This window comes from Bosea sp. AS-1 (genome assembly GCF_002220095.1).
Classification (GTDB): Bacteria; Pseudomonadota; Alphaproteobacteria; order Rhizobiales; family Beijerinckiaceae; genus Allobosea.
This window is the reverse complement of record NZ_CP022372.1, coordinates 5,356,854-5,373,240: the sequence shown is the minus strand read 5'-3', so window position 1 is coordinate 5,373,240 and position 16,387 is coordinate 5,356,854. Positions and strand designations below refer to the sequence as shown.

General features: G+C 67.2%; 17 protein-coding genes. 12 read left to right on the top strand and 5 right to left on the bottom strand.

Translation table 11 applies throughout. From position 1 onward, the window contains the following. Positions 1 to 4 precede the first annotated feature (4 nt). The 10 genes from CE453_RS27500 (at position 5) to CE453_RS27455 (ending at position 9,981) form a co-directional block, all read left to right on the top strand. Entirely contained in the window at positions 5 to 1,543 is a 1,539-nt protein-coding gene (locus CE453_RS27500) for an ABC transporter ATP-binding protein (protein ID WP_089177489.1), read from the top strand. Then, on the top strand, positions 1,540 to 2,658 hold the full coding sequence (locus CE453_RS27495; protein WP_089177488.1) for an ABC transporter permease: 1,119 nt from the start codon (positions 1,540 to 1,542) through the stop codon (positions 2,656 to 2,658). The genes CE453_RS27500 and CE453_RS27495 overlap by 4 nt, the downstream gene beginning before the upstream one ends. Beyond that, positions 2,658 to 3,632, top strand: coding sequence for an ABC transporter permease (locus CE453_RS27490; RefSeq protein ID WP_089177487.1), 975 nt, complete (start codon positions 2,658 to 2,660; stop codon positions 3,630 to 3,632). Before CE453_RS27495 ends, CE453_RS27490 begins: the two co-directional genes overlap by 1 nt. A gap of 1 nt (position 3,633) precedes the next feature. Next, positions 3,634 to 4,041: a cytidine deaminase gene (locus tag CE453_RS27485; RefSeq protein ID WP_248307896.1), complete on the top strand. Its 408-nt coding sequence runs from the start codon at positions 3,634 to 3,636 to the stop codon at positions 4,039 to 4,041. Between the two features lie 39 nt (positions 4,042 to 4,080). After that, positions 4,081 to 4,893, top strand: a complete 813-nt coding sequence (locus CE453_RS27480; RefSeq protein ID WP_089177485.1) for a purine-nucleoside phosphorylase — start codon at positions 4,081 to 4,083, stop codon at positions 4,891 to 4,893. A 3-nt stretch (positions 4,894 to 4,896) separates the two neighbouring features. After that, positions 4,897 to 5,658 (top strand): deoxyribose-phosphate aldolase, encoded by a 762-nt coding sequence (gene deoC, locus CE453_RS27475; protein WP_089177484.1) that lies wholly within the window; start codon positions 4,897 to 4,899, stop codon positions 5,656 to 5,658. Then, positions 5,658 to 6,983, top strand: coding sequence for a thymidine phosphorylase (gene deoA / locus CE453_RS27470; RefSeq protein ID WP_089177483.1), 1,326 nt, complete (start codon positions 5,658 to 5,660; stop codon positions 6,981 to 6,983). Before deoC ends, deoA begins: the two co-directional genes overlap by 1 nt. Next, complete coding sequence (locus CE453_RS27465) at positions 6,980 to 7,924, top strand: 2-hydroxyacid dehydrogenase (RefSeq protein ID WP_089177482.1); 945 nt, start codon at positions 6,980 to 6,982, stop codon at positions 7,922 to 7,924. Before deoA ends, CE453_RS27465 begins: the two co-directional genes overlap by 4 nt. Positions 7,925 to 8,070: 146 nt before the next feature. Then, positions 8,071 to 9,429 (top strand): esterase-like activity of phytase family protein, encoded by a 1,359-nt coding sequence (locus tag CE453_RS27460; RefSeq protein ID WP_089177481.1) that lies wholly within the window; start codon positions 8,071 to 8,073, stop codon positions 9,427 to 9,429. 189 nt (positions 9,430 to 9,618) lie between these two features. Next, positions 9,619 to 9,981: an SPW repeat protein gene (locus CE453_RS27455; RefSeq protein ID WP_089178184.1), complete on the top strand. Its 363-nt coding sequence runs from the start codon at positions 9,619 to 9,621 to the stop codon at positions 9,979 to 9,981. 32 nt (positions 9,982 to 10,013) lie between these two features. On the opposite strand, the gene CE453_RS27450 is transcribed toward CE453_RS27455, so the two are convergent. The 4 genes from CE453_RS27450 to nth form a co-directional block, all read right to left on the bottom strand. Next, positions 10,014 to 10,832 (bottom strand): ATP-binding cassette domain-containing protein, encoded by an 819-nt coding sequence (locus CE453_RS27450; RefSeq protein WP_089178183.1) that lies wholly within the window; start codon positions 10,830 to 10,832, stop codon positions 10,014 to 10,016. A 92-nt stretch (positions 10,833 to 10,924) separates the two neighbouring features. Then, a complete protein-coding gene (locus CE453_RS27445; RefSeq protein ID WP_472840966.1) occupies positions 10,925 to 12,229 on the bottom strand; it encodes a sugar ABC transporter permease in 1,305 nt (434 codons plus the stop codon). Then, on the bottom strand, positions 12,222 to 13,268 hold the full coding sequence (gene xylF, locus CE453_RS27440; protein WP_089177480.1) for a D-xylose ABC transporter substrate-binding protein: 1,047 nt from the start codon (positions 13,266 to 13,268) through the stop codon (positions 12,222 to 12,224). Before xylF ends, CE453_RS27445 begins: the two co-directional genes overlap by 8 nt. Before the next feature lie 133 nt (positions 13,269 to 13,401). Further along, positions 13,402 to 14,103 (bottom strand): endonuclease III, encoded by a 702-nt coding sequence (gene nth / locus CE453_RS27435; RefSeq protein WP_089177479.1) that lies wholly within the window; start codon positions 14,101 to 14,103, stop codon positions 13,402 to 13,404. A 20-nt stretch (positions 14,104 to 14,123) separates the two neighbouring features. Between nth and CE453_RS27430 the strand changes: the two genes are divergently transcribed. Beyond that, a complete protein-coding gene (locus tag CE453_RS27430; RefSeq protein WP_089177478.1) occupies positions 14,124 to 14,651 on the top strand; it encodes a DUF2244 domain-containing protein in 528 nt (175 codons plus the stop codon). 6 nt (positions 14,652 to 14,657) lie between these two features. Here the strand turns inward: CE453_RS27430 and CE453_RS27425 are convergent, their stop codons facing one another. Further along, on the bottom strand, positions 14,658 to 15,275 hold the full coding sequence (locus CE453_RS27425; protein ID WP_089177477.1) for a class I SAM-dependent DNA methyltransferase: 618 nt from the start codon (positions 15,273 to 15,275) through the stop codon (positions 14,658 to 14,660). A 215-nt stretch (positions 15,276 to 15,490) separates the two neighbouring features. Here CE453_RS27425 and CE453_RS27420 point away from each other — a divergent pair, with 215 nt between their 5' ends. Continuing rightward, positions 15,491 to 16,387, top strand: coding sequence for a methylated-DNA--[protein]-cysteine S-methyltransferase (locus CE453_RS27420; RefSeq protein WP_248308167.1), 897 nt, complete (start codon positions 15,491 to 15,493; stop codon positions 16,385 to 16,387).

The following is a 16,387-nucleotide window of genomic DNA, read 5'->3' as shown; positions in this document are numbered from 1 at the left end:
GTTCTTGAGCACCGCTCCTTCCTCTCCAGCGATCGAACTCGTCGGCATCTCGAAGCGCTTCGGCTCGGTCGCGGCGAACAAGGATGTTCGGCTTTCGGTTACGGCGGGTTCGATCCACGGCATCGTTGGCGAGAACGGTGCCGGCAAGTCGACGCTGATGTCGATCCTCTACGGCTTCTACGAGGCCGATGCCGGCGAGATCAGGATCAAGGGGCAGCCGCGCCGTATCCGATCGCCTGCCGATGCGATCGCGAGCGGCATCGGCATGGTCCATCAGCATTTCATGCTGGTGGAGACGCTGAGCGTGGTCGAGAACGTCGTGCTCGGCGCCGAGGGCGGCGCCATGCTGAAGGGCGGCCTGGCGAAAGCCAGGGCCGAGCTGGCGCGACTGTCCGGGGAATACGGCCTCGCGATCGACCCTGACACTATCGTCGGCGAGCTCTCCGTCGGTCTGCAGCAGCGCGTCGAGATCCTGAAGGCGCTCTATCGCGGTGCCGAGATCCTGATCCTCGACGAGCCGACTGCGGTTTTGACGCCGGCCGAAGCGGACCAGCTCTTCACATTGCTCCGGGCATTGAAGGCACAAGGCAAGACGGTGATCCTGATCACCCACAAGCTGCGCGAGATCATGGCCACCACCGATACGGTCTCGGTGATGCGCCGCGGCGAGATGGTCGCCGATTTCCGAACGGCAGATACCTCGCCGCCGGCGCTGGCGGAGGCGATGGTCGGGCGACGTGTGCTGCTGCGCGTCGAGAAGCCGCCGCGCGAGCGCGGCACTCCCGTCCTCGAAGCGGCCGGCCTGTCCTGCTGCGATGCGCGCGGCACCGAGACCTTGCAGGATGTCAGCCTGACGCTCCATGCCGGCGAGATCGTCGGTATCGCTGGCGTTGCCGGCAACGGCCAGAGCGAATTGCTGGAGGTGCTCGCCGGGCTGATCCAGCCAACTCGCGGCGTCGTTCGCCTGGATGGCAGGATTCTCACGGCAGCGGATCGCCATCCTGCCAAACTGCGCGAGCGCGGCCTGATGCATATCCCCGAGGACCGCCACCGCAGCGGCCTCGTCACGGCCTTCAGCGCGGCCGAGAACGCGATCCTCGGCTATCAGGGAGACATAGCGTTTCGCGCCGGGCCCTTCCTCTCGCCGGCGCGGATCGAGGCGCATGCGCGGACGGCCTTCGCCGCCTATGATGTGCGTCCGCCTGACCCAGCATTGAAGACCGCGAAATTCTCCGGCGGCAACCAGCAGAAGATCGTGCTCGCCCGCGAGATCGAGCGAAATCCCAAGGTGCTGCTCGTCGGCCAGCCGACGCGCGGTGTCGATATCGGCGCCATCGAGTTCATTCATCGCCGGCTGGTCGAGCTGCGCGATGCCGGTGTCGCGATCCTGCTCGTCTCGGTCGAGCTTGAGGAGGTAATGGCGCTTTCCGATCGCATCCTCGCCATGTGCGGTGGCCGCATCACCGGCGAGCGCGCCGCGGAGCGGGCGGACGAACGCGATCTCGGCCTGCTGATGGCCGGCGTGACGGACGAGGCCGCATGAGCGCGGCCCCTGTCGAGCTGCCGCGCTGGGCCGACAACGCGCTCGTGCCCCTCGTTTCGGTGGCGGCGGCCCTGCTCGTCGCCGGCCTTGTCGTCCTGGGCATCGGCGAGAATCCGCTGGAGGCCACGGCATTGCTCCTGCGCGGCGCGCTCGGCAGCGCCGAGGGCATCGGGTTCACGCTCTACTACACCACGAATTTCATCTTCACCGGGCTCGCCGTCGCGGTCGCCTTCCATGCCGGGCTGTTCAATATCGGCGGCGAGGGGCAGGCGACCATTGCCGGCATCGGCGCGGCGCTCGCCTGTGCGGCACTCTCGGCGATGCCGGGCTTTCTTGCGACGCTGGGGTTCCTCGCCGCGCCGATCGCCATCCTCGCGGCGGCAGCGGCCGGCGCGTTCTATGCCTTCATTCCGGGCTGGCTGCAGGCGCGGCGCGGCAGCCACGTCGTCATTACCACGATCATGCTGAATTTCGTCGCGGCGACGCTGATCGTCTATCTGCTGCGCGAAGTGATCGGCAAGGTCGGCTCGATGCAGCCGGAGACGCCGGATTTCCCGCCCCAGGCCGTGCTGACGCCGATGCACCAGCTTCTCGCGCCGCTCGGCCTCAAGCTGCCGGCAACACCGCTCAACAGTGCCTTCCTGCTGGCGCTGATGGCGCTCGTCGCGGTCTGGCTGCTGATTTGGCGCACGCGGTTGGGCTATGCGATCCGCACCGTCGGAGCCAATCCCCGCGCCGCGGCCTATGCCGGCATCTCGCCTGCGGCCGTCACCATGGTCGCGATGGCGATCTCGGGCGCGCTCGCCGGCGGGCTCGCCGTCAACGAGGCGCTCGGCGTGCAGCACCGGCTGGTGCTCGACTTCACGGCCGGCTACGGCTTCGTCGGCATCGCGGTTGCCCTGATGGGGCGCGGTCATCCGGTCGGGGTGGGCCTGGCGGCCCTGCTCTTCGGCGTGCTCTACCAGGGCGGGGCGGAGCTCTCCTTCGACAAGCCGACCATCACCCGCGACATGGTGGTGGTGATCGGCGGCGTGCTCATCCTCTTCGCCGGCGCGCTCGACGGATTGTTTCGCCGGCTGGTCGCGATGGCCCTCGGCCGCGGGGGAACCGGCTGATGGACTGGCTCCAGACGGTCGCCGTCGTGCTCGATTCCATGGTCCGGCTCTCTATCCCGCTGATCTGCGCGGCGATGGCGGGGTTGTGGTCGGAGAAGGCGGGGGTCGTCGATATCGGCCTCGAAGGCAAGATGCTGATCGCAGCCTTCGCCGCTGCCGTCGCCGCCTACGCCACCGGATCGGCCTGGGCGGGACTTGGCGCCGGCATTCTCGCCTCGATCGCGCTGGCGCTGCTGCATGGCTTTGCCGCCATCACCTGGCGCGGCAATCAGATCGTCTCCGGCGTCGCAGTCAACATGTTGGCGGCGGGGCTCACCGTCGTCATCGGCAATGCCTGGTACGGCCAGGGCGGGCGCACGCCGTCGCTCGAGGGCGCGGCACGTTTCGGCGAGCTGTCGCTGCCCTTCGCGCGCTGGGCGCGCGAGCATGTCCCGGCGCTCGGCCTGCTCTACGACGAGGTCATCTCCGGCCATGCCGTGCCGGCCTATCTCGCGTTCTTCGCCGTGCTGGTGACAGCGCTTCTGCTGAAGCGCACCCGCTTCGGCCTGCGCATCCGTGCGGTGGGCGAGAACCCGGCCGCCGTCGACACGGCCGGCATCTCCGTCGCCGGCCTGCGCTATGCCGCGGTCGCGATTTGCGGCCTGCTCTGCGGCATCGGCGGCACCTATCTTGCCGTAGCGCAGTCGGCCGGCTTCCTGCCGCAGATGACGGCAGGGCGCGGCTTCATTGCGCTCGCGGCGGTGATTTTCGCCAATTGGCGGCCGGTGCCCGCGCTCGGCGCCTGCCTGCTCTTCGGTCTGCTCGATGCGGTCGCTATTCGGCTCCAGGGCGTCAGCTTGCCAGGGATTGGTCTCGTGCCGGTGGAAGCGATCCAGGCGCTGCCTTATCTGATGACCATCGTCCTGCTCGCTGGCTTCATCGGCAAGGCGACACCGCCGAAGGCCTCCGGGATCCCCTATGTCAAGGAACGCTGATTTGGCCGCTCCCGATTTCGCCGCGCTTTTCGCCGCGGCCTCTCGTATTCAGCCGCGCGCCTATGCACCCTATTCGCGCTTCAAGGTCGGCGCGGCGCTGCTGGCCGACGACGGCACGATCTATGCCGGCTGCAATGTCGAGAACGCGGCTTATCCGGTTGGCGCCTGCGCCGAGGCCGGCGCGATCTCCGCGATGATCGCGGGCGGTGCCAAGGCGATCAGCGCGATCCTCGTCTTTGGCGAGGGCGCGGAACTGGTCACGCCCTGCGGCGCCTGCCGTCAGCGCATCCGCGAATTCGCCCTGCCAGAGACGCCGGTCGCCATCGCCGGACCCGAAGGCGTCCGTGCGCGTTTCACGCTGGAAGAGCTGTTGCCAGCGTCCTTCGGACCGGCCAACTTGCCGCGGTGATTTGCGGCGGCCTGCGACGGCGGCCGGGAGGGAATTTGCATGGCGGCCGATCCGGCCTTCGACGAAGCAGCCTCGGCGCTGATCGACAGGGGGGTCGACGGTCCGATCGAATGCGCGCTGGTGCTCGGCACCGGTCTGGGCTCGGTCGTCGACGACATGCAGGATGCGGTGCGGATCGCTTATGCCGATATCCCCGGCTTTCCGCGCGGCGAGGTTTCCGGCCATGCCCGCCAGCTCTGCTACGGCACGCTGTTCGGTCGCAAGGTGCTGATCTACCAGGGCCGTGCCCACTACTACGAGGGCGGCGATTCCGCGGTGATGCGTGTGCCGCTCGGCCTGCTCACCGCCTTCGGCTCTCCGCCGCTGATCCTGACCAATGCGGCGGGCTCGCTCAGGCCGGATATGGGGCCGGGCGGCCTCGCGCTCATCACCGACCACATCAACTTCAACGGCCCCAATCCGCTGGTCGGCGACAAGGGTGATGGCCGCTTCGTGCCGATGGTCGATGCCTATGACCCCCTGCTGCGCGGCCGCCTCAAACGGGCGGCGGCGAACGCGATGGTACCGCTGGGCGAGGGCGTCTACATGTGGTTCTCGGGCCCGAGCTTCGAGACGCCGGCCGAGATCCGCATGGCGAAGACGCTCGGGGCCGATCTCGTCGGCATGTCGACTGTGCCGGAGGTCATCCTGGCGCGGCGCCACGACATCAGGGTCGCCGCCCTGTCCATCGTCACCAATATGGGCGCCGGCCTCCATGGCGGCGCCCCGCATCATGGCGAGACGCGCGACGTCGCCGCGATGGCTGCGCGCTCCCTGCGCCGGCTGCTGCGCGCCTTTTTGTCGGAGCTTTGAACCATGTCGGATGAAGCCCTCGCGAGACGCGCGCTCGCGTTGCTCGACCTCACCGATCTCGCCGACGATGCCACGGCGGAAGGCACCCGCGATCTTTGCCGCCGCGCCGTCTCTGGTCCCGTGCCGGTCGCTGCCGTTTGCCTCTGGCCGCGCTTTGTCGCGGTCGCACGGGGGACGCTGGGCGACGGCCCGGTCAGGATCGCGACGGTCGTCAATTTCCCCGAGGGCGGCACGCCGATCGCTCCCGTCATCCGTGAGACCGAGGCGGCGCTGGAGACCGGCGCCGACGAGATCGACCTCGTCCTGCCCTGGCAGTCCGTGCTCTCCGGCCAGACCACGGCGGCGAGTGCCATGGTCCGTAACGTCAAGATGCGCTGCGGCGACAAGCTGCTGAAGGTCATCCTCGAGACCGGCGAATATCCCGATCTCGACAAGGTCAGGCTCGCGGCCGAGCTCGCCATCTCGTCGGGCGCGGATTTCATCAAGACCTCGACCGGCAAGACCGCCCATTCCGCCAGCCTCCCGGCGGCGCGGGTGATGCTCAACGTCATCAGCATGACCGGCCGCCCGGTCGGGTTGAAGCCCTCCGGCGGCATCCGTACTCTCGCCGACGCGAAGGGCTATCTCGATCTCGCCGACGCGATCATGGGGCCGGATTGGGCGACGCCGCGGAGTTTCCGTTTCGGCGCAAGCGGGCTCTACGGTGCTCTGGTCGCGGCGATCGGTGGCGGGGAGGCCGGCGGCCTGACGGCAGGAACCTACTGATGCGGTTGACCCAGGAGATCATCGCCGCCAAGCGCGACGGCCGCGAATTGCCGGATGCCGATATCCGCCAGTTCATCGCGGGGCTGACGGAGGGTTCGGTCAGCGAGGGGCAGGCGGCGGCCCTCGCCATGGCGGTCTACTTCAACGATATGACCGAGAAGGAGCGGGTGGCGCTGACGCTCGCCATGCGCGATTCCGGCACGGTGCTGAACTGGGACGATTTGCCGGGACCGGCCCTCGACAAGCACTCGACCGGTGGCGTCGGTGATACGGTGAGCTTGCCGCTCGCGGCTGCAGTCGCGGCTTGCGGCGGCTACGTGCCGATGATCTCCGGTCGCGGCCTCGGCCATACCGGCGGCACGCTCGACAAGCTCGATGCCGTTCCCGGCTATGTCACCCAGCCGGACACCACGCTCTTCCGCAAGGTGGTGCGCGAAGCCGGCTGTGCCATCATCGGCCAGACCGCCGACCTCGCTCCGGCTGACAAACGCCTCTATGCCATCCGCGACGTCACGGCGACGGTGGAATCGCTGCCGCTGATCACCGCCTCGATCTTGTCGAAGAAACTCGCGGCCGGCCTGCATGGCCTTGCCATGGATGTGAAGTTCGGCTCTGGCGCCTTCCTGCCCGAGCCGGCCAAGGCGCGCGCGCTGGCGCAGGCGCTTGTCGGCGTCGCCAATGGAGCCGGCCTGCCGACCACCGCACTGCTCACCGATATGGACGAGCCTTTGGCGAGCGCTGCCGGCAACGCGCTCGAGGTCGCCTATGCGCTCGATCATCTGACCGGTCGCCGCCGCGAGCCGCGCTTCCATGACGTTACAGTCGCGCTTGGCGCCGAGATGCTGCTGCTTGGCGGCTTGGCGGCGGATCTGGAACAGGCGCGCGGTCGGATCGAGGAGGCTTTCGCCTCGGGTGCTGCCGCAGAGCGCTTCGCGCGGATGGTCGTGTCGCTTGGCGGCCCTGCCGACCTGCTCGATGCGCCGGCAAAGCATCTTGCTGCGGCGCCGCTCGTGAAGCCGGTCTTCGCCGCTGCGGCGGGCAAGGTCTCGGGCATCGACACCCGTGCTGTAGGTCTCGCAGTCGTGGCGCTCGGCGGTGGCCGGGTGCGGCCGCAAGACGGCATCGACCATGCCGTGGGCCTCACGGAAATCGCTGGCATCGGCGATGCGGTCGGGCCGGATCGGCCGCTCGCCATCGTCCATGCGCGCAGCGAGGATGCTTTCCATGCGGCAAGCGAGCGCTTGCGCAAGGCCTATCGGATCGGAGAGGGTGCGGCACGGGGCGAACTGGTCGCCGCACGGGTTACGGAAAGAACACGGGCATGAGTTTGCTTCTGGCCATGACGGGCTGGCATGTCGAGGACTGGCGGGCACGTTTCCAGGCGCTCCTGCCCGAGATGCCGATCGTGGTGCCGGGCGAGCCCTTCGATCGCCGCGCCGTGCACTATGTCGCGAGCTGGAAGCATCCGGCCGGGAGTCTGACCGGGCTGCCCAATCTCGCTGCGATCTTCTCGCTCGGCGCGGGCGTCGATTTCCTCTTCGCCGACGACAAGTTGCCGGAGGTGCCGATCGCCCGCGTGGTCGATCCCGACCTGACGACGCGGATGAGCGAATATGTCGTGCTGCACTGCCTGATGTATCTGCGCCAGCAGCATCGCTACATGCGTCAGCAGCAGGCGAAGCTCTGGGAGGACGATCGCAACCAGCCGGCGGCGCATTCCGTGCGTGTCGGCATCATGGGGCTGGGCGAACTCGGACAGGACGCCGCCGCCAAGCTCAAGGTGATCGGCTTCGACGTTGCCGGCTGGAGCCGGTCGCCGAAGACGATCGAGGGGTTGCAAACCTTCTCCGGCGAGGAGGGCCTGAAGGATTTCCTGGCCCGGACCGATATTCTCGTCAGCCTGGTGCCTCTGACGCCCGAGACGCGGGGCATCCTCAATTCCGAGCTTCTGGCGGGCCTCGCACAGGACGGCCGGCTCGGCGGCCCGTTCCTGATCAATCCCGGCCGTGGCGGCCTGCAGGTTGCGGACGACATCATCGCCGCGCTCGATGCCGGCACGCTCAAGGGAGCGACGCTCGATGTCTTCGAGACCGAGCCGCTTCCGGTGGATTCCCCGCTTTGGAGCCATCCGGGCGTGACGATCACCCCGCATAACGCGGCGATGTCGGCGCCGGACGCGATCGCCTCGCTGGTCGCGGCCCAGATCAGGCGGCTGGAGGCGGGCGAGCCGCTGCTGCACGCCGTCGATCCGGCACGCGGGTACTGAGCATCGACCTGAAAGGTCGAAACCGGCTTTCGGGAATGGCCGATGCCCTTAGCATCGCGCGGCTTCACCGAACCGTCGTCCGGCTGTTGTCGGCTTGCCATCCAGGCGCGCGAAGCGGGCTGACCTTGTTCAGCTCGGAGTGTCTTATGCGTGCCTCGCTCGCCGTCGCCCTGCTTCTGTCGTCGACCATGCTCGCCGGGGCGGAGGCCCCGCAGAAGGAGTTTCCCGCGAAGCTCCTCGGCCAGGCGCTGCTGCCGGCCGAGACGATCATCCCGGCCCCGACCGATGCGCCAGCCGATCTCAAGGTCTCGGGCAAGTTCGTCACGCCTGGCAAGCGCGTCGAGGCGGTCGGTTCGGTGATGGGGACTTCGGGCGGCCGCCCGACCGGCCTGTCGACCCCCTTCGCCGGTCAACCGGTCCAGGGTTTCTCCGGCATCCGCTCGCTCGGCAATGGCGAGTTCCTCGTTCTGACCGACAACGGCTTCGGTGCCAAGGCGAACTCGCCGGATGCGATGCTGTTCTTCCATCGCCTCAAGGCCGATTTCGACAAGGGCGTGATCGCGCGTCTCTCGACCACCTTCCTGCACGATCCGGATAAGAAGATCCCCTTCCGCATCGTCCATGAGGGCACCGAGAAGCGCTACCTGACGGGTGCCGATTTCGACCCCGAGTCGATCCAGCCGATCAGCGGCAAATATTGGATCGGCGAGGAGTTCGGCCCTTATCTCATCCGCGTCGATGCCGACGGCAAGGTCGAGGCCGTGTTCGAGACGCAGGTCGACGGCAAGCCGGCCCGTTCGCCGGACCACTATGCCGTCACGACGCCGGGCGCGCCGGACCAGCCCGTCGCCTTCAACGTCCGCCGCTCCAAGGGCTTCGAGGGCATGGCCCAGTCGCCGGATGGCCGCTTCCTCTATCCGCTGCTCGAAGGACCGTTCTGGAACGCCGAGACCAGGACCTATGAGGAGCGGGACGGCAAGGAGGTGCTGCGTATCCTCGAATTCGATGTCGCCAACGAAAAATGGACTGGCCGCTCCTGGTTCTTTCCGCTCGAGCAGAAGGGCAATGCCATCGGCGACTTCAACATGATCGACGGCACGACGGCGCTCATCATCGAACGGGATAACGGCGAGGGTACCGCCGACAAGGCCTGCCCGGCCGGCCAGAAGGGCCCGGACTGTTTCCACGATCTCGCCAAGTTCAAACGCATCGTGAAGATCGAGATGACCGACGCCAATGTCGGCAAGCCGGTGCGCAAGATCGGTTATATCGACCTGATGAAGATCGCCGATCCCGACGGGAAGGCGAAGAAGGGCACGAAGGACGGCGTTTTCACCTTCCCGTTCTTCACCATCGAGAACGTCGACGTGGTCGATCGGGCGAATGGCGTGATCGTGGTCGGCAACGACAACAATCTGCCGTTCTCCTCCTCGCGCGATCCCAAGAAGGCCGACGACAACGAGCTTGTCCTGCTTTCGGTGAAGGAACTGCTCGACGCGAAGTGAGCGCTCGCTGTCCGGCAGGGCCGGGACTGGCAGCCGCGACTGAGCCGTACTGGCGGCCGGATTTGCCCGGTCGCCAGGTGTTCCTAGTCTGTTCTTGAAGGATTGTTGGCCCGGGCGTATAATGACAGTGACCAAGCGCCTCGTGCGCGAGGCGGAGTGGTTGGATGATCGTCACCGATGGAGGTGATCATGTTGACCGCGAATACGAAGGCCGGACGGTCGCAGGACTGGCTTAACCTGATCCTCGCCGCGCTGCTGTTCTTCTCGCCCTGGTTCATGGGTTATGCCGACGATGTCATGCCGACGCGCAATGCCTGGATCGTCGGCGTGGTGCTTGCCTTGATCGCGGTTGCCGCGATCTCGGCCTTCGCCGAATGGGAAGAGTGGCTGAACCTCGCGCTGGGGCTCTGGCTGGTGGCCTCGCCCTGGATGCTTGGCTTCACGACCCATCTCCCCGCCTTCTGGAGCCATATCGCCGTCGGTCTGCTGACCGCGGGGATTTCGGCCTGGGCGGTGTGGGACTACCGGCACGAGCCGCACGCGACGGCCTGAGGGCGTCGCTCTCCTCTCGGCTCCGGCGCGATCTAGCTGCGGAGCGCGCCGGGGCCAGCGACCGCTGCCGGCGGGCATTTGCCCGAGATGATCATGCCCAGCACCTCGTCCTGGGTGACGTCTGCCGTGCGAGCGGTGCCGACGACCTTGCCATTCTTCATCACCGTCACGCGGTCCGCGAGGTCGAAGACGTCGTGCAGGTCGTGGCTGATCAGGAAGATGCCGATGCCCTGCTTCTTGAGTTGCAGGATCAACTCCGCCACCTGCTTCGTCTCGGCTGGGCCGAGCGCCGCCGTCGGCTCGTCCATGATCAGCACCCGCGCGTTGAAATAGATCGCCCGGGCGATCGCGACCGACTGGCGCTGCCCGCCGGAAAGCGCCTTCACCGGTTCCTTGAAGCGGCGGAAATGCGGGTTGAGACGGCCCATCACCTTGCGGGTCTCGGACTCCATCGTTGCGTCGTCGAGCGTGCCCCAACCTGTCAGCAATTCGCGTCCGAGGAAGATGTTCGCGGCGGCATCGACATTGTCGGCGAGCGCGAGCGTCTGGTAGATCGTCTCGATGCCGTGGCGCTTGGCGTCGCGCGGGCTCGTGATGGCGACCTCCTCGCCATTGACCCGGATCGTGCCGCCATCGGCCTTGTACGCGCCCGATAGGATCTTGATCAGCGTCGACTTGCCGGCGCCGTTATGGCCGAGCAGGCCGACGACCTCGCCCGGCATCAGGTCGACGCTGGCACTATCGACCGCTTTGATGCCGCCGAAGGCGATCGAGATCTCGCGCATCTCGATCAGCGGCGTGCCCTGGCCGGGATGGGTCTCGGCGAGGCTCGCCGGTTCCGCGATGCTCATCGCTTCCTCCATGATATCGGCCCGAAAAGTGGAAACCACTTTTCGGGGAAAGCCGGTGACCGATCAGGAGCTAAATCGTCGGGCATGGCGATTTAGCCGAGCCGCTTGCGGTAGAGGCCATCGAGCCAGACCGCGATGACGAGCACGATGCCGACGACGATGTTCTGCAAGGGGGCATCGACGCCGATCAGCACCATGCCCGATTGCAGGGACTGCATCACCAGCGCGCCCAGCATCGCGCCGACGATGGTGCCGACGCCGCCCGCCAGCGAGGTGCCGCCGATCACCGCCGCGGCGATGACATAGAGCTCGTCGAGCGTGCCGGCGGCATTCGTCGCGGCATTGAGCCGGGCCGTGGAAATGCAGGCCGAGATGCCGACCAGCGCTCCCATCAGCCCGAAGACCAGCATCAGCACCTTGCGGGTGTTCACGCCCGAGAGCTGCGCCGCCTCCGGATTGCCGCCGATGGCGAAGACATAGCGGCCGAAGCGCAGTCGGTTGGCGAGGAAGGTCATGGCGATGCCGACCGCCAGCGCGACCAGCACCGGCACGGCGAGGCCATGGCCGATCATGAGCCCGCCCTCCGGCCAGATGCCACCTTTTGCCTCGACGAGGCGCCGGGCGATGCCGGCCGGTAGCGCGTAGGAATTCGCCATGGTGACAGTCGCGATCACCGCGCCGCAGGCGATGGCGGCAATCAGGATCTCGGCCCAGAGCGGGCGCAGCGTGAAGCCGAAGCGCTTGCGCCGGCGCCGGATCATGGCGGCAGCGGCGCAGATCGCCAGGCAGGCCGCGATGCCGATCGCCCAGGAGGCGGTGGTGCCGATGGCGCCTTCGACGCCGCCACCGAGCGGGCGGAAGCGCGAATCCATCGGCGCGATGGTCTGGCCCTGCGTCACCCACCAGGCGGCACCGCGCCAGACCAGCAATCCGCCCAGCGTGACGATGAAGGAAGGGATGGCGAGATAGGCGATCAGCGCGCCCTGCAGCAGGCCGACCATGCCGCCGAGGCAGATCGCGACGGCGAGGCTGATAATCCAGGTCGCCGGATGCTCGAACCCCCAGATCTCCGGTAGGAGCCTGACTTGCACCAGACCGACCACCATGCCGACGAAGCCGAGCATGGAGCCGACCGAGAGGTCGATGTTGCGCGTCACGATGACGAGCACCATGCCGCAGGCCATCACCGCGATGGAGGCGGTCTGGACCAGCAGGTTCCAGAGGTTGCGCGAGGTCAGGAAGGCGCCGTCCGAAAGCCAGTTGAAGCCGAGCCAGATCACGGCGAGCGCCGCGACCATGCCGATCATGCGCGGATCGAACTCGATCTCGCGCAGATGGTCGGCGAGGCTGCGGCGCTCCGGCGCCGTGTTGGAAGACGCCGGGGCGGCTTCAGTCACAGGCCTTGACCTTGCCGGGCGCGACGCCCTGGCAGACCGCCGATTTCGGCGCCCAGCCGGCGTCGATCACGACGTTGAGGTTTTCCTTCGTCACCGGTACGGGCGTCAGGAACAGCGCCGTCATCTTCTGCTTGGACGGGCCCTGGTCCCAGCTCACCGATTTCGGAATCTCGGAGAGCTTGGTGCCGCCGGCGAGCTTGAGCGCGATCTCCGCGGCATTGCGGCCAAGCTCGCGCGCATCCTTCCAGATCGTCACGGTCTGGGTGCCGAGCGCGACGCGGTTCAGCGCCGCCCGGTCGGCGTCCTGGCCGGACACCGGCACCGAACCGGCCATGCCCTGCGCGTCCAGCGCCGCGATGGCGCCGCCCGCCGTTCCGTCATTGGCGGCGATCACGGCGTCGACCTTGTTCTGGTTGCGCGTCAGGATCTGCTCCATGTTGCGCTGGGCATTGGCGGGCAGCCATTGGTCGGTGAAGGCCTCGCCGACATTCTTGATCTTGCCGCCGTCGATGGCGGGTTTCAGGATCTCGATCGAGCCCTGATAGAGGAAATTGGCGTTCGGGTCCTGGCTCGACCCCTTGATGAAGACGTAGTTGCCCTGCGGCTTCGCCTTCTGGATCTCCCGCGCCATCATCCGGCCGACCTCGACATTGTCGAAGGTCAGGTAGAAGGCCTGCGGGATCTCGATCAAGCGATCGTAGCCGACGACGGCGATGCCCTCGTTCACCGCCTTCTCCACGGCGGGGCGGATCGCCTGCGCATCCTGCGCCAGCACGATGATCGCCTTGGCGCCGCGTGCGATCAGGCTCTCGACGTCGGTGAGCTGCTTGGCCGGCGAGGATTGCGCGTCGGCCGAGAGATAGGTACCGCCAGCCTTCTCGACCGCGGCCTTGATCGCCGCTTCGTCGGTTTTCCAGCGCTCTTCCTGGAAGTTCGACCAGCTGACCCCGATGACGGGGCCTTTCGACTGGGCGAAGGCACTTGCATGGATGGAAAGGGCGGCAGCGGCGATGCTCGCCGCAAGGACGAAACGCTTCATCTCGATGACCTCCTGAGCTTCCTCTGCCGCAGACTCTCAGGGCTTCTCCGAGCCTCGAAGGCGTCCGGCGTGGCGCGAGCACAACCCAGCGCCGAAACCCTGTCAAGCAGACGAAGGGAGAGTTCTCGCAGCGTCAGGTGATGCGCTTGTCCGGTGAATCGCAGAGATCGTTCTGGATACAGCGGGCGCATTCGGGCCTGAGCGCCTTGCAGGTGTAGCGCCCGTGCAGGATCAGCCAGTGATGGGCATGGCGACCGAATTCAGGCGGGACCGCCTTCTCCAGTCCGATCTCGACCTGCAGCACATTCCTGCCGGGCGCGATCCGCAGGCGGTTGGCGACCCGGAAGACATGGGTGTCGACGGCGTGGGTGATCTCGCCGAAAGCGATGTTGAGCACGACATTCGCGGTCTTGCGGCCGACGCCCGGCAGGCTCTCCAGCGCCTCGCGCGTGGTCGGCACCTCGCCGCCGAATTCGGCAATCAGCTTCTCGCTGAGCGCGATGACGTTCTTCGCCTTGTTGCGATAGAGCCCGATCGTCTTGATGTGCTCGCGTACCGTCTCCTCGCCGAGCGCCAGCATCTTCTCGGGGGTGTCGGCGATGGCGAAGAGCTTGCGCGTCGCCTTGTTGACGCCGGCATCGGTTGCCTGCGCCGAGAGCACGACGGCGACCAGCAGTGTGAAGGCATTGACGGATTCCAGCTCTCCCTTGGGCTCTGGATTGGCCGCCTGGAAACGCCCGAAGATCTCGCGGATCTCCGCCGGCTTGCGGGCGCGCGGTAACGTGATCCGCTTTGCCGGGGCGGGTTTGCGCGGGGGCCTGTTCTGCTGGTCCATGACGGCGTTATAATCTGCCGATGGACCTCGACAAGAGCCCCGCCGACGACAGGAGCGACGCCGCCCGGCGTCCAGTCTTCGACGCGACCATCACGCCGCATCGCTCGCTCGGCCAGAATGGCTTCCGTATCGTGATGACGCTGGTCTGCCTGTCGAGCGTGATTTCCTCGATTCCCTTCGTCGTGCTCGGCGCCTGGCCGGTCGCCGGCTTCTTCGGCATCGACGTCTTGGCGCTGTTCATTGCCTTCCACGTCAATTTTCGCCATGCCCGGGCCTTCGAGCGTATCGTGGTGACGCCGCTGGAGATCCTCCTGCGCAAGGTCTCGCATCACGGCCGGGAGGCGGTCTGGCGCTTCAATCCGATCTGGACCCGCCTCGAAAAGCAGACCGACGAGGATTACGGCCTGCTCGGCCTGACCCTTGTCTCGCGCGGGCAGAGCGTCGCGGTCGCCGCCGCGCTCTCGCCGCAGGAGCGGGCGGGCTTCGCCGACGCCCTCGGCGCGGCGCTGGCGAGCGCACGCCGCGGCCCCGATTACGGGACACCCTGACGGGGCTCAGCTCTTGCGAGCGAGCCAGATCGTCAGCCCGCCGCAGCTGGCATCCTCGGCGACATGCGCGACGACGGCAAAATCCTGCGCGGCCAGCAGCGCGCGGTATTCCTCCGGCGCGAGGCTGGCGTGATAGAGCGGCTCGCCCGCGAAGGAGCCGATCGCCTCGCCATTGGAGGGGCCGCTGGTGAACATCAGGGCGGCGCCGGGCGAAGCATGAGCCGCGAAGACGGGAAACATCGCGCGCTGATCATCTTGCGTCAGGTGGAAGAAGCTGTTCCAGGCGAGCAGCCCGTCGAAGCTGCGGCCAAGCGCAAGCCGGCGCATGTCCTGAACATGCCATGCGGCCTGCGGGAAACGCCGTCGGCACAGCGCGATCAGGGAGTTCGAGGAATCGATGCCGGTGACGCTATGGCCCTTGGCGAGGAGATGGCGGGCGATGGGAATGCCGGAGCCGCAGCCGATGTCGAGGATGGAGGCATGTTCGGGAACCAGCGCGAGGAAGCGGTCGAGCCAGGACGCTTCCAGCAGGGTCTTGCCGCGCAGATCGTCGAAGGCTGCGGCGTGTCGCTCATAAAGGCCGATGACGGCGTCTGCTGGGTTCGTCTCGGCGGAGTTCGTCATGGCAGGTCCGGTGCGGGTTGTTCTTCAGAGCCGAGCGCTAGCGTGGAAGCAAGCCCGCGCTTGTCAGCTTTCGGGTGGGAACGGCATGGTGCGCGCCTTAGATTCGCATCATGACGACAGATGCGAGGTTAGCCATGAACGCTCAGGCTCCGATGAAAACGGCTATGACCCCGACGCGCTTCTCGAATGCGGTGCTGGCGCGCGCTGCCGAAGCCATGCCTTCGGAGGTCGATTTCCCTGCGGTCGCGCCGGGTTCCGACTACGATACGGTGCGGCGGATTCTCGCCTTCATCACCCATAACTGGCGCGAGCAGCCGACGATCGAGGCGATCGCGGACGCCGCCGGCGCGACGCCCACCGATGTCCACCATCTCTTCCGGCGCTGGTGCGGACTGACGCCGAAAGCCTTCCTGCAGGCGATCACGCTCGACCATGCCAAGGGGCTGCTCGCCTCCTCGGCCAGCATTCTCGATACCGCGCTCGAGGTCGGGCTCTCCGGCCCCGGTCGGCTGCACGATCTCTTCGTCACCCATGAGGCGATGTCGCCGGGCGAGTGGAAGCTCGGCGGCGAGGGGCTGAAGCTGTCCTACGGCTTCCATCCCTCGCCCTTCGGCGAGGCGCTGGTGGTGGTGACGGATCGCGGTCTCGCGGGCTTGGGGTGGGTCTCCAACAGCGTCGACGGCGGCAAGGTCGTCGGTGGCCGCGCGGAGGCGCTGGCCGACATGATGCGGCGCTGGCCTCATGCCGATTACCATTATGACCCGGCGCTGACGGCGCCCTATGCCGCCCGCATCTTCGAGCCCAAGGCCTGGACGCCGGAGACGCCGCTGCGCGTCGTTTTGATCGGCACGGATTTCGAGGTCCGGGTCTGGGAAACGCTGCTGCGGATCCCCGTCGGCTGCGCCACCACCTACGGCGATGTCGCCAACCATATCGGCAAGCCGACGGCGGCACGAGCGGTCGGCATGGCGGTGGGTAAGAACCCGATCTCCTTCGTGGTGCCTTGCCACCGGGTCATCGGCAAGTCTGGCGCACTCACCGGCTATCACTGGGGCCTGACGCGCAAGCGCGCCATTCTCGGCTGGGAGGCCGGGCAGGCAGCTGCCGGCTGA